General features: G+C 57.7%; 15 protein-coding genes and 1 pseudogene. 7 read left to right on the top strand and 9 right to left on the bottom strand.

Going from position 1 to position 19,809, the window contains the following annotated elements:
- Nucleotide 1 precedes the first annotated feature (1 nt).
- Together AC5RUO_RS03440 and pdhA are read right to left on the bottom strand one after the other, a co-directional pair.
- Nucleotides 2-1,114: an alpha-ketoacid dehydrogenase subunit beta gene (locus AC5RUO_RS03440; protein WP_494102827.1), complete on the bottom strand. Its 1,113-nt coding sequence runs from the start codon at nucleotides 1,112-1,114 to the stop codon at nucleotides 2-4.
- Nucleotides 1,111-2,361 (bottom strand): pyruvate dehydrogenase (acetyl-transferring) E1 component subunit alpha, encoded by a 1,251-nt coding sequence (gene pdhA, locus AC5RUO_RS03435; RefSeq protein WP_494102826.1) that lies wholly within the window; start codon nucleotides 2,359-2,361, stop codon nucleotides 1,111-1,113. Before pdhA ends, AC5RUO_RS03440 begins: the two co-directional genes overlap by 4 nt.
- Nucleotides 2,362-2,522: 161 nt before the next feature.
- Between pdhA and AC5RUO_RS03430 the strand changes: the two genes are divergently transcribed.
- Nucleotides 2,523-2,987, top strand: coding sequence for an Lrp/AsnC family transcriptional regulator (locus AC5RUO_RS03430; protein WP_494102825.1), 465 nt, complete (start codon nucleotides 2,523-2,525; stop codon nucleotides 2,985-2,987).
- A gap of 47 nt (nucleotides 2,988-3,034) precedes the next feature.
- Here the strand turns inward: AC5RUO_RS03430 and AC5RUO_RS03425 are convergent, their stop codons facing one another.
- The 3 genes from AC5RUO_RS03425 to AC5RUO_RS03415 all read right to left on the bottom strand — a co-directional run bounded on the left by AC5RUO_RS03425 (nucleotide 3,035) and on the right by AC5RUO_RS03415 (nucleotide 7,616).
- A complete protein-coding gene (locus tag AC5RUO_RS03425; protein ID WP_494102824.1) occupies nucleotides 3,035-4,258 on the bottom strand; it encodes a MinD/ParA family ATP-binding protein in 1,224 nt (407 codons plus the stop codon).
- A gap of 325 nt (nucleotides 4,259-4,583) precedes the next feature.
- Nucleotides 4,584-4,733 carry a hypothetical protein gene (locus AC5RUO_RS03420; RefSeq protein WP_494102823.1) on the bottom strand — a complete coding sequence of 50 codons (150 nt, stop codon included), beginning with the start codon at nucleotides 4,731-4,733 and terminating at the stop codon, nucleotides 4,584-4,586.
- 1,791 nt (nucleotides 4,734-6,524) lie between these two features.
- A complete protein-coding gene (locus AC5RUO_RS03415) occupies nucleotides 6,525-7,616 on the bottom strand; it encodes an acyltransferase family protein (protein WP_494102822.1) in 1,092 nt (363 codons plus the stop codon).
- Between the two features lie 387 nt (nucleotides 7,617-8,003).
- Here AC5RUO_RS03415 and AC5RUO_RS03410 point away from each other — a divergent pair, with 387 nt between their 5' ends.
- The 3 genes from AC5RUO_RS03410 to AC5RUO_RS03400 all read left to right on the top strand — a co-directional run bounded on the left by AC5RUO_RS03410 (nucleotide 8,004) and on the right by AC5RUO_RS03400 (nucleotide 10,128).
- Nucleotides 8,004-8,210 (top strand): hypothetical protein, encoded by a 207-nt coding sequence (locus AC5RUO_RS03410; RefSeq protein WP_494102821.1) that lies wholly within the window; start codon nucleotides 8,004-8,006, stop codon nucleotides 8,208-8,210.
- Nucleotides 8,211-8,613: 403 nt separating this feature from the next.
- A complete protein-coding gene (locus AC5RUO_RS03405; protein WP_494102820.1) occupies nucleotides 8,614-9,855 on the top strand; it encodes a hypothetical protein in 1,242 nt (413 codons plus the stop codon).
- A gap of 15 nt (nucleotides 9,856-9,870) precedes the next feature.
- The gene (locus tag AC5RUO_RS03400; protein ID WP_494102819.1) at nucleotides 9,871-10,128 is read left to right on the top strand and encodes a hypothetical protein; all 258 of its coding nucleotides are present in this window, start codon (nucleotides 9,871-9,873) and stop codon (nucleotides 10,126-10,128) included.
- A 138-nt stretch (nucleotides 10,129-10,266) separates the two neighbouring features.
- Here the strand turns inward: AC5RUO_RS03400 and AC5RUO_RS03395 are convergent.
- Nucleotides 10,267-10,365, bottom strand: a pseudogene (locus AC5RUO_RS03395) (MinD/ParA family protein); the annotation flags it as partial.
- A 27-nt stretch (nucleotides 10,366-10,392) separates the two neighbouring features.
- Complete coding sequence (locus tag AC5RUO_RS03390; protein WP_494102818.1) at nucleotides 10,393-11,544, bottom strand: O-antigen ligase family protein; 1,152 nt, start codon at nucleotides 11,542-11,544, stop codon at nucleotides 10,393-10,395.
- A gap of 676 nt (nucleotides 11,545-12,220) precedes the next feature.
- Here AC5RUO_RS03390 and AC5RUO_RS03385 point away from each other — a divergent pair.
- Together AC5RUO_RS03385 and AC5RUO_RS03380 are read left to right on the top strand one after the other, a co-directional pair.
- A complete protein-coding gene (locus AC5RUO_RS03385; RefSeq protein WP_494102817.1) occupies nucleotides 12,221-13,507 on the top strand; it encodes a nucleotide sugar dehydrogenase in 1,287 nt (428 codons plus the stop codon).
- A 407-nt stretch (nucleotides 13,508-13,914) separates the two neighbouring features.
- Nucleotides 13,915-14,622, top strand: coding sequence for a glycosyltransferase (locus AC5RUO_RS03380; protein ID WP_494102816.1), 708 nt, complete (start codon nucleotides 13,915-13,917; stop codon nucleotides 14,620-14,622).
- A gap of 817 nt (nucleotides 14,623-15,439) precedes the next feature.
- Here AC5RUO_RS03380 and AC5RUO_RS03375 read toward each other — a convergent pair.
- Both AC5RUO_RS03375 and AC5RUO_RS03370 read right to left on the bottom strand, forming a co-directional pair.
- A complete protein-coding gene (locus AC5RUO_RS03375) occupies nucleotides 15,440-16,615 on the bottom strand; it encodes a lipopolysaccharide biosynthesis protein (RefSeq protein ID WP_494102815.1) in 1,176 nt (391 codons plus the stop codon).
- Nucleotides 16,616-16,808: 193 nt separating this feature from the next.
- Nucleotides 16,809-17,951 carry a glycosyltransferase gene (locus AC5RUO_RS03370; protein WP_494102814.1) on the bottom strand — a complete coding sequence of 381 codons (1,143 nt, stop codon included), beginning with the start codon at nucleotides 17,949-17,951 and terminating at the stop codon, nucleotides 16,809-16,811.
- 445 nt (nucleotides 17,952-18,396) lie between these two features.
- Here AC5RUO_RS03370 and AC5RUO_RS03365 point away from each other — a divergent pair, with 445 nt between their 5' ends.
- Nucleotides 18,397-19,773 (top strand): tyrosine-protein kinase domain-containing protein, encoded by a 1,377-nt coding sequence (locus tag AC5RUO_RS03365; protein WP_494102813.1) that lies wholly within the window; start codon nucleotides 18,397-18,399, stop codon nucleotides 19,771-19,773.
- Nucleotides 19,774-19,809: the final 36 nt, after the last annotated feature.

The raw sequence follows: 19,809 nt of genomic DNA, 5'->3' as shown, positions 1-19,809 counted from the left end.
ATCAGTCCTCCCACTGAAGGTCGTCGACGGCGTCGAGGATGCGGTCCACGCCGGGCAGGTAGTACTTCTCGAGTTTGGGTGCCGGGTACGGGATGTCGAACCCTGTGACGCGGCGGATGGGTGCGGCCAGATGGTGGAAGCAGCGCTCCTGGACCCGGGCCACGATCTCGGAGGACACGGACGCGAAGCCGTGCGCCTCGGCGATCACCACGGCCCGGCCGGTCTTCCGCACAGATTCACAAACAGTAAAGTCGTCGAACGGGACGAGGGTCCGCACGTCGATGACCTCCAGGGAGCGCCCCTCCAGCGCGGCTGCCTCGGCGGCCGCCAAAGCCGTGGGAACGGACGGCCCGTACGCAATCAGCGTGGCATCGGTGCCGGGACGCGCGACGGCGGCCCTCCCCTCGGTGGTGGCGCCCGCCGTCGTGCCTTCCTCATAGGAAGCACGCAGGGCCGCGAGGTCCACCAGGTCCTTGGACCAGTACAGCTTCTTGGGCTCCATAAACATGACGGGATCGTCCGAGTCGATGGCCTCGCGGAGCATCCGGTACCCGTCCGCCACGGTGGCCGGGGTGAACACCTTCAGGCCGGCGGTGTGGGCGTAGTAGGACTCGGAGGAGTCGCAGTGGTGCTCCACTCCCCCGATGCCGCCGCCGTACGGAACCCGGATCACCATGGGCAGCTTCACGGCCCCGCGGGTGCGGTTGTGCATCTTGGCCACGTGGCTGACGATCTGCTCGAACGCCGGGTAGGCGAACGCGTCGAACTGCATCTCCACCACGGGGCGCATCCCGTTGATGGCCATGCCCACGGCCATGCCCACGATCCCGGACTCGGCCAGGGGCGTGTCGAAACAGCGCTGCTCGCCGAACTTTTTGGTGAGCCCGTCGGTGATGCGGAAGACCCCGCCCAGGGTGCCCACGTCCTCGCCGAAGACCAGGAGGGAGGAGTCGGCGGACATGGCGTCCACCAGGGCGGTGTTGAGGGCCTTGGCCATGGTGACCGGCTGCGGGCCGGCGGCTTCGGCGGTGGCCGCGGCGGACGCGGCCGCCCGGGCGGTGGCGGCGGAAACGTTGCCGTTGGCCTCGGAGGAGGTGGTGACGGTGGGGCTCACTTGGCGGCCTCCTGTGCTGATGAATCGGGGTTCTGGGCTGCGGCGTCGCGGGCGAGTTCGTCGGCGAGCAGGGCGGACTGTTCCTTCAGCTGCGGCGTGGGAGTGGCGAACACGTGGCGGAAGAGTTCCTGTGGGTCCACGGGAACGTCCTCGCTGAGGCCCTCGCGGAGCTGCCCGGCCACGGCCTCGGCCTTCTCGGCGATACGGGCCTCCCCCGCGGAGTCGAGCAGGCCGCGGTCCGACAGGTAGGTCCGCATCCGGTTCACGGGGTCCTTGGCCCGCCACTCGGCAACCTCGGCGCTTTCCCGGTAGCGGGTGTCGTCGTCGGCGTTGGTGTGGGCCTGCATCCGGTATGTGTTGGCCTCCACCAGCAGGGGGCCGGAGCCTTCACGGGCGAGCTTCACGGCGCGGTCCAGGACGGCGAGGAGCGCGACGACGTCGTTCCCGTCCACGCGTTCGCCCGCCATGCCGTAGCCCACGGCCTTGTGCGCGAGCGACGGCGCCACGGACTGGTGTGCCAGCGGCACCGAGATGGCGTACTTGTTGTTCTGGACGAAGAAGATGACGGGCAGGTGGAAGACGGCGGCGAAGTTGAGGGCCTCGTGGAAGTCGCCTTCGCTGGTGGCGCCGTCGCCGCACATGGCCAGCACCACGGTGTCCTCGCCGCGGAGCTTGGCGGCGTGCGCGACGCCGACGGCGTGCAGCAGCTGGGTGGTCAGCGGGGTGCACTGGATGCCCACCTTGTTCTTGAGGGGGTCGAACCCGCCGTGCCAGTCGCCGCGGAAGATGGTCATCACCTGCACGGGGTCCACGCCGCGGGTCATGACGGCGACGGCGTCGCGGTAGGTGGGGAACATCCAGTCGCCGTCGGACAGGCACAGGGCGGCCGCCACCTGGCAGGCCTCCTGGCCGTGGCTGGAGGGGTACACGGCCATGCGGCCCTGCCGGACCAGGGCGGAGTTCTGGTCGTTGACGCGGCGTCCGACGACGAGCTGCTCGTACGCTGCCAGCAGTTCGTCATCGCCGGGCAGGGGGTATTCGTGGCCCGGTTCCGTGCCCTGCTCTGCGTCGGGTTTGAGCCGGCCGTCCGGGTCCACCATCTGGATCTGGTGCCGGGCCGGGAGCATGTAGTCCTCGGCCGTGATGCCGAACTTCTTGACGGCTTCGGTGAGCGCGTCCTCGTGCGGCATGCCTGCCTGGCCGGTGCCTGCTGTGTCCGGCGCGGTGTGGTCTGCGGAGATCGTCATTGGTCCGTTCCTTCTGTTGCCACTATTCCTTCCCAGTATTGACCTGCGGGAGGTTTCGTATCCAGCACCTGCGGAAATCGTGGAGAAGCTGCTCAGCTTTCCCTAAACTGGGAGACGATTTGCAAATGTGAGCCAGATTACGAGTGGGGGTCGTGGACAAAATGCCAACACAGGAAGCGCGGACGGAGCCGGTGCCGCTGGACGACATCGACCGGAGCATCATTGCCGAGCTCACCCGAGACGGCCGGATGTCCGTGACCCAGGTGGCGGAGAACGTCCACATCTCCCGGGCGCACGCCTACACCCGCATTGCCCGGCTGACGGGTGAAGGGGTACTGTCCCGGTTCACAGCTGTGGTGGACCCGATCAAGGCGGGGCTGAAATCCTCGGCCTACGTGACCCTGAAGCTGAAGCAGGACGCCTGGCGGGAACTCCGCGACCAGCTGGGCGCCATCCCCGAGGTGCACCACATCGCCCTGGTGGGCGGCGACTTCGACGTGATCCTGCTGGTCCGGGCCGTGGACAACATCGACCTGCGCCGGGTCATCTTTGACCAGCTGCAGTCCATGCCGGGCGTGCTGGACACCCAGACGTTCCTGGTGTTCGAGGACGTGGACACGCGGTGATGCGTTAGCCGAAGTGCCGGACGTCCGGCGGACGCCAACTGCAGGAGCTACCGGTACCCGTCGACGATCGCCGCGGCGATTTCCTTGTAGGCCCGCCGGGTCTCCGGCTTGAGGACGTCCAGGGTGACCAGATCGCCATCTGCCACGCCGCGGTCGTGCGGCACTGCGATCAGTTCACGGCAAATCCCGGCGAGGTGCTCCTCGATGGCGTCTTTGTCCACGCGTGAGGACACCTCGTCCTTGTCAGTGATCACCACGATGGCGTTCCGTGCCAGATCCTCGTAGCCGTGGCTGGCCAGCCAGTGCAGCGTGCTGCGGGCGCGCTTGGCACCGCTCACCGCGTAGCCTGCAGCAATGACCAGGTTGTCGGCGGACTGCAGGATGCCGCTCATCGCGTTGTGCGTCACCCCGGTACCGCAGTCGGTCAGCGCAACAGAGTAGTAGCTGGAGACGAGCTTGCGGATCCGCAGGTACTCCTCGGCGGTCAGAGAGTCGGACACCTCCGGGTCCTGCTCCCCCGCAATCAGGTGCAGCCGGCCGGCTGCGTGCATGTAGCGTGCCAAGGCGGTCAGCGAATCCACGGACTCGATGTTCTTGAGAAGGTCAGTGATCGTACGGGGGCTGGCCTGCTGGTAGATGCCCTCCCCCAGTGCGCGCTCCACCAGATCCCCCGAATCCGGGTTTGCGTCAATTGCGCACGGGGCATCGCCCCGGTACTCGGCCAGAGTCAAGCCGACGCCTACCGTCGTCGAGGTCTTGCCGATACCGCCCTTGAGGCTGAGCACGGCCGTGTTGTAGCTGCCCTGTAGCTGGCGCGAGATACGCCGGGCCAGTTCGTCCTCCTGGCGCTGCTTCGCACCGGGGCCAAGGTTCCAGGCACCGCCCGTGAGCTTGTAGAGGGCGCCACGGAAGCCACCCACGGGACGGGGCTTCTGTTCTTTGACGAACAGCCCCGGGGAGCTGATGAAGTCCGGCATGGGGCTGTCGGCAATAGTGTCAGCAACAGTGGGCCGGCTGCGCCGAAAGGCCGGAGTATCCGAGGGCGCATCTTCCGGCATCGGCGGTACTTGCCGGACAGCAGCGGGCTGCCTGGCGGCAGTGCTGTCGGGAGTCGCTGGCTCTGCAGACGCCGGCGCCCGGGTGGGGGCGAGGACAGGCGGGGCTTGCTTCGCTTCATCGGCTGCGGCCGCCGCCTCGGCCCAGGAGGTCCGGGGCGTTGCTGGTCGGCCGGCGTCAGGCTGGCTGGAGGTGTCTGGTGTTACGGCTGGCATGGTTCCTGTCCGGACATCCGTCAGGTCACCTTCGGCGCGACGAAGGTCGCGGCGACGGCGCTGAGGCTGCCCTGCATCGTCTGCATGGGCGCGTGCGTTCTGATTCGCCGGATCGGGCATGTCTGTCCCCCCAGGACGTTCGGCAAAGGTTCTGCGGCACTGATTCAAACAGTAAGTCTAGGGGGTCTGGCCTCCAGAGCAGGTCAAATGCGTGTGAGACCAGCACCCACGACGGCGGCCGTGAGGATTAGCAGAACGGTCAGGACAGCATATCCCTGCCACTTCGGGCGGCCCTTGTGCGGGTTAATGTCGACGTATGGCATGGCTATTGGCGGTCACGTCGAGGGGCGGGGGCGGGAACAGTGATCCGCACGGCTCGGCGCTTGAGCCGCAGCACTTGGTACAGAACAACGAAGGGAACCAGCAGTGTGCCCAGCAGCGCGCACAGCGCAAAGGCAAATTCGGAAAAAGCCACAACAGCCTCCATCGTTCAAGTGATCCCCATCGCCATGACCTAAGCACGTGACACGCGGAATGACAAGTCACGTCGGCAGCGGTCTTGCCAGTTGCAGAAGCTATCTCCGCCATACCATCATCACTACTGCCTGGGTCCCGATCGCCTAAGCACCTAGTAAAACCTACGAAATTAAGCTCATTTTCGCGGGCCTGGCTTTCGTCGTGAGTTTCGTGCGGCGCATATTCCCCATACCTGCCCATGACGCAATGACAGGCTTTTGGCTTTCGCTCAAAAGCGGCAACGCGGCGTCGGCGAAGGCGGGGACCAGTCGGTCCCTGTCAGCGCGGGCTGGGCAGGAGCATCGAACCACCGCTTCTTCACTGCCCCGTCCGCCACGCTGAGCAGCTTCGCGCAAACGCCGCCAAGGCAGTCGCCGTTACTGACCACATCCTCAAGGTCTTGGTTGCGGGTGACGCGAATGACTGGTTCATGTTCGACGCCAACGGAAGGCACGAGCGGGAGAACGGAACGGACGTCTGCGACACGAACCTGTACCGGGGCTCGATAGGTGTCGTCCGAACTGAACGCTCCTTGCAGGTCACGCAGAGCATCCGGATCAACACCACCAGCGTCGCAGCCGACCTAGGCGTTCTCGCCATCGCCAACGCGGTCACCGTCCCCTGCTGCAACCCCACAGCCGGCGGCGTAATCTACATTGGGCAGGGCACTCAAGTACCGCGGATCTCCCCATACTGTCACAGCCCTAGGAGCAGCATGCACCCGCAGTCGTACTCGCCTGATCAGATACCTTTACTCGCACGTCGGAGCCTTGACCGAAATACACGGCTCTGATCTTTACTGGCGGAGACGGAACCTAGCCAGGATTAGCGGGTGGCAGTTTCGCTGTTTCAGGTGAGTATCCGGCCACCGCCGATGAAGGGGCCAAACCTTCCGGTCGGCACGTCATCATCGCCTCGATGTTTTTGCGGTAGTTGGCGGTCCACTCAACGGACTGGGCGCCAAACCTTCACCGCCCTCCATGGCATTTGCGCAGAACGCGGGACGTCAAGGGTCAATGCCGACTTGACCTCATTATTGACAAGGTTGTTGTGGAGTGTAAGAAGTGACTCTGGGCCAGCGAAAATGATTCGGGTGTATCTCAAGGTCGCTGACGTGCCTGATGCAACCGGCTGCATCGCACCTGATACATCTCGTCCGGGTCAGGCCGTGGGTACTTCTACGCTCGATAGGTTCGAACCCAATTTTTGTACTTAGAGCCTGCAGTCCTATGAGTTGTCGGACTGCATGGCAGCGCAGATATCGTGAAGTGCCAGCGCGCCAGCAAGCGCCCGAACCCACCGGGCATGCTGCACAGCGAACTCGATAACTTCGATGAAATCGTCCATAAGGCCCTCCATCATAGGGACACATGGATTACCCGCGATGAGGGCCCCGTAGCAACGTGACTAGCGCGGGGCCCTCCGGCACACTTCACGCAACTGATGAGTACGTGTGAAGGCGGCCGAGCCAAGACTAATTGAGGGCTCAGGCTTGATCCTAATTCTCGGCTGAAGGGGATAACTTAAATTCGGTTACGTTCCTCCAGCATTGGAGATTTGCCGTCCTGCGGATCACCTTCACGATGGCGACAGCCCAGATGCCGACGAGGAGCGTGACAGGCCTCCCCAGTCTCGCGCTGATCACGACCTCTACTCAAAACTAAAGACACTGTTCAAAGAAACTGGGTAGCTCCCTGAGTCGCTGAACAGGCAAGAAGTCCCGGTAGGGATCGGGGAACGTCCAGCCTGCCTAGCTGTCCACCGGCTGGGGCCTCGGCGCAAGGGCGGCGCTCCGCGTGAAGCGGTGTTTCAGCTTCAACATGGGTGTTTCTACGAACCGTAGGGACACCCACGCGAGCAAGAAACTAGCTGGCACGCCAACAACAAGGGCGATCCACGGGTTCGCGGAGATCGCGGCCATCGTCCATTCGCGCACCAGGTAATTCCAGAGGTAAAGGCTGTATGAGATGCCACCTAGCCAGACGATTGGCTTCCAGGCCCAGAGTTTGGAGGTTCGCATCTCGGGAGCTTCAGCAGCGGTCCAGACAATAACACCCATTGATATCGCGAGGAGCGGCAGCAGGAAGGCGTAACCGGCAAATGAGGACTTCAGTTCGGGCAGGAAGATCGTGCCGAGAACAACAACCCACGCCGCTCCCTGCAGGATGCGCAGTGTCGGAAAATGACGCATGAAAGTTGGGACAATGCCATAGCGCTTTGCGACTGCCATCATCGCCCCGAGAATGAGAGCATCCGCCCATGTAGTCGGCAGATTGTAGATCGAGTTGCCGAGTAACATCCATGTCGTAGGGCGGACAAGCCAAAACACGATAATGGCAGACCCTAGGCCCATGACTATTCCCCTGCCGGACGCTTTCCGGAATATCAGTGCCACCAGCACCAAGGGCCAGAGGATATAGAACTGCTCCTCGACGCTGAGAGTCCAAAGCGGGCCCAACTCCTCAGGGGTGACGCCCAGCGAAGCGCCGAAGTTGAAAACATAGAGCACCGACATCAGTGCTCCTTGAACCGCGCCTCCCAAGTCTGTTCCCAGGGCGCCCTTGGTCGCCGCCACTACCGCAATGTATATGGCCAGCATGAAATACAATGCCGGCAGTAGCCGTAGTGCCCGCCGTACGAAAAAGTCGCGGAGGCTGATCCGACCGAACTTGGAGTGCTCGGAAAACATGGTGCCGGTGATGACAAAGCCGGATATCACGAAAAATAGGTCGACACCGATGATTCCGGCGTTTGGGAAGGCGGGCGGAATGTAATGCCGCAACAGCACTAGGCCGATGGCTATGCCACGCAATCCGTCAATACTCGAAATTCGATGCGCCATGCGTCGTCCCCCATTTAAGCCCGAAACAAACTTGGTCAGTCTATCCGCTTAAGACACCAGAGGCTCCTATGCCAGCGGGCCATAAATCCGGTTATGTTACATCAACGACAGAGGTTCAGATCGCTAGGATGAGCATCCGGGATGACCAAAGCCTATGTATCGGCCAAGATCATGCTACAAGCTGCAATGATCTTGGCCGTGGTTGTTACCCCCTTATGCAGGTGGACGCTGCCGGAGCAACCGAAAAATGGGACGTCCTGTATTGTGAGGCTCGTGGTGTGCGGAATTTTGGGCTGCCGTTGCTAGCGGGCGAATAGTCAGCGCAAGCTTCCCATGTGGAACCTTCGCTGATAAGCGGCCGAGCGTTAGCGGGACCGCCATATGTCCGTGACGCAGTCGACGGAGAACCTCCGCATATCCCGGGCCCACACCTATACGCAGATTGACCGGCTCACCAGTGACGGGCTGCTGTTCCCGTTCGCGGCCATGGTGGATCCGATCACGGCGGCGCAGAAGTCCTCCGCATACATGATGCGAGCAGCTGGGCGCTATCGCCGACAGACCACCGCCTTGTGGGCGGCGGCTTCGACGTGATCTGCTGGGGCGCACCATGTACAACATCCACCAGCGCCAGTGATTTTCGGCCAGCTGTAGTCCATGTCGCGTGCTGGACAGGCAAGCTTTGCTGATGTTGGCGTGTGGATACGCGGGGTAAAGCCGCTGGCTCCGGCGTCATACCGCTCGCCCATGTCAAAAGTAAAACAGTCGACTGTGGGCAGCTCTTAGAAAGCACCAGCTCGCCACAATTCCTCATGCGTAACCTCGTATCTACTGAGTACTACCTGCACGGCAAGTCGGGTAACCAATACTGTGGTTTCAGAAACACTCAAAGCAATAACTTCTGGGTATGGTCCCCCCGTTTGGAATCAATGATCAGCCGGCCCGGCAAGGCGACACCGCTGTGGGGCGGCGTCATCTTCTACGTTTTGGAAGCCTGGTGACTGCACTCACAGGCGCTTCGGCAATGTCAGCATTAGGTGCCACAAGTGCGCAAGCCGGTCCTGGCGATAAAGCCTCGCCTAACACTTATGTACCAGTCGCAGAAAAAGGTTCTCCTTCCGGCGTCGCTAGTTTGGACTCAAACGCGAAGATCTATCACGCCCAACTTCCCGATCTTTCCGCAAAGTACGTCACGCAAGACGGAGACGACACGCTAACAGGGAAGAAGTCGTTCAAGGGAGCTGGAAAGCTGGAATTCAACCACAACTTCACGCCCAACTACGACACTGTTCTCTGGATTGCGAGCGAGCCGCGCATCAACCCCACATTGAATAGTCAGGGGCTCTATATCCAGCACCGGGTCGCTGGAAATCTCGGCGGCATGGTTCACGATGCGGGAGCGTCTGAGCTGCGTTTAAACGGGGTTACGAACACAGGAGCCGGGCAGTCCGCTCATGAAGACTCCCTCGTAATTACCGGAGGAGTTAACGACATCAACCTCCTGTCCTCATCTTTAGCCAACTTCCACACATCTGGCACCCCCACTGGCGTAGTACGAAACCTTGCTTTGTTTAGAGCTACCCAAGCACCCCCGTTGCCCTCTGGGTTCATGGTCGGGCAGGCAGCAAGTATGTACTTGGAAAACCAGATCATCGGGGAAACCAACTTCACGCTTTGGGCTGGTGTCGGAGATAGTGTTTTGGCCACCCTGCGGCCAAAGGACAAAGACTCAGTAGGGCTTGGCATCAAAGGCCTAAAAGAACAAGCCTCAGATCTCTTCCAAGTCCGCAACAGTAGTGATACCGTCCTATTCGCCGTCGCTCCAGCCGGAACAGGACGCTTCGGGGCAGGTGTGGGTGACGGAACCCCCGGGACTTTAGTAATCAATAACAACAATGCGTCGGCCGCAACAGTTGCCTTGCGCCTGAAAGCCAGCCAGGGTCAGACCGGCGACCTCTTCCAGGCATTGAGGGGCGATAACACAAAGGTTGTGTCGATAGACGCAACCGGCAATCTGCGCGCTATCGGAAGCTCAATTCAAGCTCGAAACGCAGCGGACACCATAACGATGGTATCCCTTACTTCCAGTGGGTTCCGCTGGAACGACTCAGGTTTGGTACAAACGACCGTCGGAATGGGTGGGGGCGCGGCCCCGCTTCCAGCTAGTCCGACCAAATATCTGCGAGTCATCGACCCGTCGGGCAATGCTCTTGTAATCCCCGCCTACGCAACCTCATAACAGGAGAAGCATCATATGGACGGAATTGTTTACCTGCTCAATCAGGCGGGAATTGCACTCGCAAGTTCAGAAACCGAGCTTCAACGGCTGCGCGCGATCGTAGGGGAGGGTGCGAACACACCAGTGCTCGAGGTCGAAGGTTATAAGATTCATCGAACCTCTGACCCTCACTGCTTCATTGTCGCTTTGGGTGATCGATGGCTCTCCGGTATACAGGGAAGGACTCCCGAGGAAGCATTAGAACGCGCACGCGTTGAAGTCGCAAAGGGCTAAATCGCCCATCTCGAGCTTCAATGCCTGATACGTCCGGCGGTATGGGACAGACGGTGTCGTTTGCGACTATGGATCTTCCGATGACAGTGCTGGCCTCCCTAAACTGTGCATTCGTATGGCTGTTGGCGATCCTGACCAGCGGTAAGCGTCTACAATCGCGGCCGCTATCTCTTTGAAAGTTCTACGCGTCTCCGCCTTCAACACGTCTAGCGTTACCAAATCGCCGCGAGCGGCCCCGTGGCCTATACCAATAAGATCGTCCATTTAGCGAAGACTGATGGCCTGCCAGGCCCCTATGTGGTGCGTAGACGGTGGAGCCTTTGAAGGGCCTCGTTGCACCCCAAGTCCAGCTATCGCGAAGATTAGGTATGTCACTGGCAAAGCTTCGATAGCCGAGCCTGTTATACCGAGCCCGAACATTGCTAATACTGATACGACAGCCAGGGTGCCTTCCGGTGTGCGGATGTCGATAGAACGCCACAGCGCTAAAATAAGCAAAAGCCACAGCACCATGCCGATCAGGCCGCCCTCCACAAGCAATTTAAGAAGGAGGTTGTGTGGCGTCACATGGGGGTTCGCACCGAAAGCAGAACCGAGAGTATCGCCGGCGGAGCCCGCCCCCATTCCGATGATGGGAGATTCTTGGAACATTGAGAGCCCAAGGGCATACTCAGGCAGTCGGTTCAAGAATCTGCCGTCAGTGGCAAAGTTGCCGATGGACTCCACAACGGTGAGAACTTTGCCCCCACCTAACGCCTCCCCCACCATAAGCGCAACTACTGCAACGCTCCCCACCAGTGCAGCCCTTTTCAAGAAAGCAGTCACTGAAGACGCCAGGATGATAAGTGCGCAAACTACAAGCGCTAAAGCAACGTACGCAGTCCGGACAAGGGTGAGGTACATACCAATAGCACCAACAAGAAGCACAACCTTGGGCAGAAAACGGGAGGACTTCCACCGAACTAAGGCCCATCCGACCAAGAAAACGCCAGCAAGAGCGGCATGAAAAGGGCCGGCGAACAAGCCCTGCATCCGCGCCTCACCACCATATAAGCCTGTATAAATGTCAGCATCATTCTTGGGAGAAAGGGCATTGATTGCCGGCACCCAGAGGTGCCCAGCAATGGAAACTGCCAAAATGCCCGTGAGTAGCTTTATGATGAGGCGTTCCACCGGCACTCTTAGGCGCTCCGACACTGCAGCGCCTAAAGCGACTCCGGCAACAGCCAAGGCAGTCTTTCGGAACCCAAGCATCCCTGTCGATACGTCAGGGACGTTCCAATGGAAAACCAGAAGCGCCCAGAAGGCGATGAACAGGGCTGCCGTGAAAACTACAGTGTTGCCTCGCCGCTCTGCAGCAGGGGCAACAACCCATTCAATAAATGCACCCGCGAGTGCGAAAATCTGGATAGGCATGCCCAAGCTAGGCGGCAAGACAGCCGAAAAAACGAAGGCGGCTAGAAAGATGATGTACCGCCGCGGAAGGGAACCCTGCCTACGTGGCCAAAACACCCAGATCAGGCCAACGACCGCAGCGGCAAGGCCTACCCCAGACAAAGGTTCGCTGTTTGCCGCAAGGACGATGGCGCCCGTTAAAGTCGCAATGACTACAGCGACTATCGCCATCATCCCCCACTTGCCCACTAGTAGAGAGTAGCCGCATGGCCCCGTGCCACCAAACACGATCTACGTGAGGCCTTGCACAGCAACGGCCTGGGACGTTCACAGCAAGACTGACACCGCGCCTGCATTTGCAGCCGCCCCTCCGGTCCCACTCAAAGTGTTTCTTTCAATGAAAGCATCATGGCATCCTTCGGGTGGTAGCCCCGTAGCCGCGGATAGAACAACCCTCGCCGTGCTATCCGCAGCTCAACAAGATATGGACCAACTTTCCGAGCCGACGAAAACACAGCAAAGCACCAGGACGGATCTCCAAGATGTTCCAGTCTGGCATTTGTGATCGCATGAAGATTCACTTGAAACCCTCCATGGTGCGAGTAGCCCATATACTTGTACCTGTGCTTTCCGGACGGCCACTTGGACCAGTGTGAAACACGCCTAAAATACTCATGCTCGATATAGGGGACACCGCATGATTGCAAAACAAGACCACACTATGGATGTCGTGGTCGTTGGTCTCGGTTATGTAGGGCTACCGCTTGCAGAACGAGCGGCCAGCCAGGGACTGCGAGTGGCGGGTCTCGACAAAAACAGAGAGACTGTCGACCTCCTGAATTCCGGGAAATCGCACGTCGACGATATTTCGGATGCCGCCGTTGAGACGATGTTGTCGCGTGGGTTCAGGGCAACTAGTGATGATGAGGTCCTTAGCAGGACAAAAAGCGTCATCATTTGCGTGCCAACGCCTCTGTCTGCTGACGGTTCGCCGGATCTGTCAGCGGTGAAGTCCGCTTCGCTGGCGGTAGCAAGAAATATACAGCCCGGAACACTGGTCTCACTTGAGTCCACCACCTCTCCCGGTACAACCGAAGAAGTCCTCCAGCCCCTGCTGGAGTCGCAGGGTCTGGTCGTAGGCGAAACGGTGTTCTTGGTATTCTCCCCCGAGAGAATCGACCCTGGAAACACTAAGTACACTCTCCAAAACACGCCGAAAGTCGTCGGCGGTGTAACAGGCGAGTGCCGTCAGCGTGGTGTCAGTCTCTACGAATTACTGGTTGACGTCGTCGTGCCCCTAAGCGGCGTTAAGGAGGCGGAACTCAGCAAGCTTCTCGAGAATACGTACCGCCAGCTGAATATCGCTCTGGTAAATGAACTCGCGCGCTACTGCCATGAACTAGAGATCGATATCTGGGAAGTAATTCGCGGAGCGGCCACGAAGCCCTTCGGATTTCAACCATTCTACCCTGGGCCCGGCATTGGGGGGCATTGCATTCCAATCGATCCCAGTTATCTTTCCTACACCGTGAATGCGAAACTTGGATACCCATTCCGGCTGGTCGAGTTGGCTCAGGAAGTGAACAACTCTATGCCGCAGTACGTCGTCAGTCGAGCACAAGAAAAGCTAAATGAGAAGAAGCTTTCCGTTAACGGCTCCACGGTTACGCTGGTTGGTGTCACTTACAAAGCGAACATCTCAGACAAGCGCGAGTCTCCAGCCTTGGAAATAGCAAAACGCTTGTCGTCGCTGGGAGCTACCGTTACATTTAACGATCCGTACTACGCTGATTGGGATCCGCTTCAAGAGGGCACGAGCTTGGCGTTTGTTCCCGAGGAAAAGATGTCGCCCGAAGCGACTGACTTGGTGATTATCCTTCAGCATCACGATGCCCTCGATATGGCAGCGATCGCAAACTCTGGCTGCTCCATTTTGGATACTCGAGGGAAGCTGACAGCCACAACCGATATCACGCGTCTGTGAGTCGGGAGCCTGAAATGCTTACCGATCTAACCATTCATGCATTCCCAATGCATGGCCACCACAAGATGCTCGCCGAGGGTTATAGAACCCGCGATGCGCACGTCCTTGAATGGATATCTCGGCTTAGACCTGCGTCACGAATCAACGTGCACTCCCGGCCTGACCCTTTTCCGCTTAGAAATCTGGCGATACGGAACTCCGGTACTGAAGCGCAGCTCCCCAATGTTCGCGACGCCTTCCGAACTGTTCTCACTGTTCCTCCCCTTGGAAATCCAAAACGCTGGTGGGTAAGCTCGGTTCGCCACTACAGGCCTCTGGTAACTGACGAACCTACTATTGTGTGGAACCCCATGTTGGGACTTCGCGAGGAGGTTAGGCAGCATAGAGGACCGTTGCACGTTGACTTGTTGGACAACTGGCTCGAGCACGCGGCTTTTCAATCGTTCCAACACGAAACAAAAGCCAGTTATGAACGGCTCTTCAAGCACGCGTCTTCAATCACCGCCAATTCTGAGTCCACCTACAAGCTTGCACTCAGCTACGGTCGCAGCGATGCAGTCCTGATGCCTAATGGCTGCGATCCAGAAAAATTTCAGCTCAACAGCACCGCGACTGGTCGGCCCACGGTCGGCTATATCGGCAAAATTGGGCATCGATTAGATGTCAATCTAATCAAGACAACAGTTGAACAGAATCCTGAATGGCGTTTCGTATTTGCCGGCCCAGTGCTTAACCGGCGTGTGGGCGCTGATCTGAAAAAATGCAGAAATCTCGAGCTGATCGGCGACGTTCATTATGCACAGATCCCTGAATTGCTGCAGACTTTTGACATCGGGTGGGTGCCCCACGGTGTTACAAGTGGGCAAGTAGGGGGCGATGCAATAAAGATTTATGAGTATCGCGCTGCCGGACTGCCGGTCATTACGACACCAATTATTGGAACTCGCGAACGACCAATGCCTGGCGTGCTGGTCGCTGAATCAGTTGATCATTCCCGCCTTATTCGCGAGCAGGCTTTGATAAACGGCCGGGTCCCACGATCACCCTATGACACTCCACCCGAGTTAACTTGGAAAGCAAAGACACAAACCATTTTGGATATGATGGGCGTTTAGGCATGCGGCTTTTTGGAGGCCGCCGGTCACTGCCTCTGAAGTAACAACGCTTGAAGTATCCCTCATCAGGCTGCCAAAAAGTAGGCGAACGATTCGCCCCCTATCTGTAACTCAACACACTGACATTTATCTATAATGACGAACTTCGCGGAGCTCATGTCTGGGGTGGCATTTACATACATACCACCCCAGACATGAGCATCCACCTTTTGATTCTTCTACGGTCGATCTGCAGATCTGCAGACCTGGAATCATACTAGTGTCGGTAAACGTTGTCAGCTCTCCGCCAGGTAACCCCGAATCCTCCGTTTTGGAGATAAAGCTGATGCAGATCTACCGGTGGATTAAAGTAAACCGTACTTCCGTTGGTTGTCGGAATAGCGATTCCAGGGGAGCCAAAGAAGCAGGCACGGCCCGGACAAGCCGTTTCCCCCGCGGTCGGCTCTTGCCAGTACCACCAAGAAGACAGTAGAAGCCATCGATGGTCAACCTCCCTTCCTAGCTTTCCTCAGGGCACCAAGGGGCAGAGTCGACGCATTGCAATAAAATCGCCTATAACTTCTACTTGGCACAACGTCGTGGCCTTTTCGCTGTGGATAGTCTTGAAGTCGCGGCTGTTGGCGTTTTAGTTAACCGGCCGCGGAACGACGACAAAGTCATCTTTGGCGGTAGAAAACATTCATCTTGCAACCAACGGACGGCTATGAGGTCCGAACAGGCAGCTCAATATCCTAAGCCTGGCCGCAGCCTTCGACTACCTCACTAATAAGAGACCGAGCTCGAGTTTCGTTGTCCCGCGTCCGCGCTGTTCCGGCTCTCACGGATTTTTTCTTGATACCTTCGCGGAACCAGCACCTGCCGAACCGAACAACCAAAGAAACCAAGCGAAGTAGGATGATAAGGAGATGATAGCAGCGGCAATTACGCCAAATGCCTGACCTAGTGCCAAATTGCAGCAAACATTGGCACTTGCGATGAAGCTAACTACTAATACACTTGCCTTATAGTGTCCGCTTGCCAGCAAGGAAACGTAGTGAGGTGCACTCCAGAACATCAGCAAGCCAGCTCCCGAGATCAAAGTGACAAGAACGAAATCTGGGGAGTAGCGGCCACCGGACACCAATTCCGTTCCCCACTTTGTTGCTGGGATACATATGGCAAAGATTAATAAAGAGGCGACATAATACTTCCAGTGGGGAACAACGCGACGGCCTTTATAGGAGGGGCCTAATGAGCGAGTGATAAAAGCATTCGACAGCGCTCGGTAGAAACGGTCCAACAAACCATACGTAAGAGCATAGACGGCCAATTGACTTGGTGAGACTTGGTTTCCAAGGATTATCCGGTCCGCGCTCGCAATTATCCACAGACCGAGGTTCATGGCACCCACAAAATGACTAGAGTATGAAGGACCCACGTATCTTTCGGATGACCATCTCTTAGACCAAGGCAGTAGGCAGCAGACGTTTCCAATAGCGACACTAATAAACGCCTGAATGAGCTCGATCGGGCCCATTACAGCAGCTAGGGCGAGAATAACGATCGGTACGACGACACGGAGGGACAACAGAAGGAAATAACGCTGGAAGCGTTCCGCGCCGACTTCAGATGAAATACTCGCTTCAGCTAACGGAAACGTCAGCATACAAAACGCAGCCAACAACCCTTCTACATAAGATGTCCGCAACCAGGCGATATAAAGTCCGCAGATTGTTGAAACTGACAACATCAGAATAATCTCGGAGGTCTTGAAGGTGATCTGTCTACAGCCTTCGGCCGACATCCTTGCGACGCGGGTACCGATACCGCTACCAGCTATGGCATTTCCAATGGCCCAAAGGGCAGTGACTACTGCATAGTCGGCGTAGTCCTCATCTGATAACAGACGCGAAAGAATCACAACGACTAATACGGCACTCACTGTGGAAACTAGTTGCGCAAGCACGGATTGGTGTGTAATGACCTTGCGGCACAGTTGCAAGAAGTATTTCACTATACGCTGACCGCTGAGCTGCGAAGTTCTCTTATGGCCACACAAATGTGTCTGCCGGCACGAGCAGTGAACGAATTAGTCTTAATGAGAAACACCCTACTCGTGTTCAAGCACGTACCTGCATCTACAGGCAACCCAACTTCTGGACCATTCAGAGCACTTTTCGTAGATGCTTGCAACCGCCGCCTTGAAATCACATATCTCGTTTGACAGTTGACTGACGTAACGACAAAGGTGATTTAGTTAAGAAAGCACTAATTGCATCGTCATAAGATGAGCAGACATCTTCCCAAGAATAAGCATTGCTCGCACGTCTGCGCACGCCGACAGCGACCTCATTTTGGCGCTCGGGTGACGACATCATGGTCTCAACGGCATCGGCGATTTTCGCGCCCTCAGGATCGACATAGATCGCCCCGGTGCCTTCGAGAACTTCTCTGTTGTAGACAGTATCCCTAGCCACAATTGGGGCACCGCAGGCCATGGCTTGGACCAAGGCGGGATTCGTTCCACCCACGCTATGACCATGGAAGTAGGCACCAGCGTTCTCCCATAGAGCGAACAACAGGGCATCGTCGCTAACGTGGCCAAGCCATGTTACGTTCGGCTGTTTCGATAGCTGCTGAGCGCGGGTGTCAAGCTCCCCGCCGTAACCCGAGGAACCCACTATAACCACGGGATAATTTTTCCCTATTGACTCGACTGCATCGAAAAATTCGTTGACTGTATTCTCGGGTACGAACCTGGCCACGATCAACACGTAGCGCCTGGAGGTGAGCCCCAGGGGCGTTTCATGCGCCGACGTTTCCTCACCGCCATAGGGGATGAAGACGCTGTCACGACCGAAATCTCGTTGCCACCGTCGCTGAATTTCACGAGCATCGGTTACAAGTGTGTCTGCGAATTTGGCAGTAAGGAGGGCGCCTATTTTGAAAACGCTTTTTGCGAGACGACCCCACTTTGCGCGTTCCCACTCGATGCCGTCGACATTGACGACCACGGGGATGCCTCGCATGCGCAATAAGGGAATCCAGAAGCCGTTTGCGACATTCATGACCAGTGCTACGTCAGGTCGGTGCAAAAGAGCATGAAGGACAGCCGTAAGCCCGTACGACAGCGTACTCAAGGACTTACGCTCCAAGCCCAGCGTGATAACGGACTTAACCCGAGCATCTCTACCGGAATCGTCGTCCCTCAGTGCACCATCTCGACCGTAGACAGTTACTCTCCAGCCTTGATCCGCCAGATAAGGAGCAAGCTTACGAACGGCAGTCTCAAACCCACCGTAATAACTCGGGTAGCCCCGAGTCCCTATAATCGCTACGGACTTAGCCACGTCCTGAGCCCCCAAATCTTTACCTCACCGATCAATGCAAACATGGCAACTATACGTGTAGCGGGAAGACCGTTCGACATGGTACTCCTGGCACAGACTGCGCTGGGCAGGCGGCAGACCGTTTTCCCGCTTCATGGCTGACCTGCAGCACCGTGGCTTGGCTCTATATGTACTACGGCCTCACAATGCGTTGAGCGCGCCGCTTATCATAAGCCTAAGTTCGTCTTCCCTACCGTGACGACTTCGTTCACTGCGCACCGAATGGACTGCATTGTTACAGGTTCGTTGACAAGCTTGACTCAACCGACCATCGGCGCTGAGGCAGGTGGGCGACGTGTATCTTTGTACATTGGGCCCATTAAGGAGAGTCAACTCCTCCTCATCCGTGCCTTGTGGTAGTGACTTCCTACGGCCATAACGACCAGGACTCTGAGAGGTAATTAGTTTGGAGATTGGCGATTACTTTCGGATTTTACGCCGGCGATGGACCGCAATTTTGGCCTTCTGCTTATTCGGTGTCCTCGTTGCAGGGGCTGTTTCATTGCTGCTCAAGCCAACCTACAAAGCCCAGACTCAACTGTTTGTAGCAATTCAGTCCTCGGGCACGGTTCAAGACCTGCAGCAGGGCAATACCTTCAGCCAGTCGCGTGTTCAGTCGTACGTACAAACTGTAAGCACTCCGGCGGTTCTGCAGCCAGCAATCGACGCCTTGGGGCTCGACACGACGCCGGATCTCTTGGCTAAAGATGTCGCAGCCAGCGCTGACCTCAACACAGTAATTATCACTATTACTGCAGAAGACGAATCTCCTGTTCAGGCCGCCGCAATCGCGCAGGCTGTTGGTGACAGCCTGGTTAAAACAGTCGCAGCACTAGAACGTCCATCAGCAGATGGCAACTCCCTGGTCAAACTTTCCGTAGTTACCCCTGCCACCGCCCCTACCAACCCCTCCGCGCCGGCGACAAGCTTGAACCTTGTCCTAGGGCTGGTCGTAGGGTTGGGCCTTGGTGTCGGTTTCGCAGTGCTTCGGTCTTCTTTAGATACAGCCATCCGAGGAGAAAGCGACCTTCGCCAAGTCTCCGATGCGCCCATTCTTGGCGGCATCTCTTTCGACAGCGACGCCCCCAAGCGCCCACTCCTAACGCAGGTCCCGGCCCAGAGCCCGAGGGCCGAATCATTTCGACAAATCCGCACGAACCTGCAGTTTGCGAATGTCGGACATAAGCCTGGCGCAATACTTATAACGTCTTCGCTGCCTGGAGAAGGCAAGACGACCACGGCAACCAACTTAGCAATCGCTATTGCGGAAGGCGGCAAGAATGTGTTGTTAGTGGATGCGGACCTTCGACGGCCCAAGGTTGATGACTACCTGGGACTAGACCGAAATGCTGGGCTAACGACAGCGCTCATTGGTGCTGCCGACGTGAATGATCTGGTCCAACCATGGGGCGAACACGGGTTGTATGTTTTGACATCGGGTCAGATCCCACCCAATCCAAGTGAACTCCTTGGCTCCCCAGCCATGCGAGACCTTATTGAGCGTCTAGAGTCAGCGTTCGATGCAGTGATCATCGACGCCCCACCGCTCCTTCCCGTTACGGACGCGGCCGTTCTAGCTCAGCAGGTCAGCGGGGTTGTCTTGGTTATTGGCTCATCGCGCGTTAAAGTACCTGATCTTCAGAAATCATTGTCAGCCCTGGAAATGGTTAAGGGCGATATTCTGGGAGTGGTGCTGAATCAACTTCCTAGCAAGGGCCCTGACGCTTATTCCTATACTTATTACAGCCATCAGGCTCCAAAGGACAAGGCTCCAGCAGTCTAGGTTTAACTTTGGGTAAACCGCTTCGCGAGGCGTATA

The organism is Arthrobacter sp. Y3221087 (assembly GCF_059089905.1).
The sequence above is the reverse complement of the archived record's forward strand: the minus strand, read 5'-3'. Positions and strand labels throughout refer to the sequence as shown.

What these genes read in the sequence shown, in the direction of transcription:
- pdhA (WP_494102826.1), bottom strand. Translation starts at nt 2,361, where the DNA reads ATGACGATCTCCGCAGACCACACCGCGCCGGACACAGCAGGCACCGGC.
- AC5RUO_RS03430 (WP_494102825.1), top strand. Translation starts at nt 2,523, where the DNA reads ATGCCAACACAGGAAGCGCGGACGGAGCCGGTGCCGCTGGACGACATC.
- AC5RUO_RS03425 (WP_494102824.1), bottom strand. Translation starts at nt 4,258, where the DNA reads ATGCCAGCCGTAACACCAGACACCTCCAGCCAGCCTGACGCCGGCCGA.
- AC5RUO_RS03415 (WP_494102822.1), bottom strand. Translation starts at nt 7,616, where the DNA reads ATGGCGCATCGAATTTCGAGTATTGACGGATTGCGTGGCATAGCCATC.
- AC5RUO_RS03400 (WP_494102819.1), top strand. Translation starts at nt 9,871, where the DNA reads ATGGACGGAATTGTTTACCTGCTCAATCAGGCGGGAATTGCACTCGCA.
- AC5RUO_RS03390 (WP_494102818.1), bottom strand. Translation starts at nt 11,544, where the DNA reads ATGCCTATCCAGATTTTCGCACTCGCGGGTGCATTTATTGAATGGGTT.
- AC5RUO_RS03385 (WP_494102817.1), top strand. Translation starts at nt 12,221, where the DNA reads ATGATTGCAAAACAAGACCACACTATGGATGTCGTGGTCGTTGGTCTC.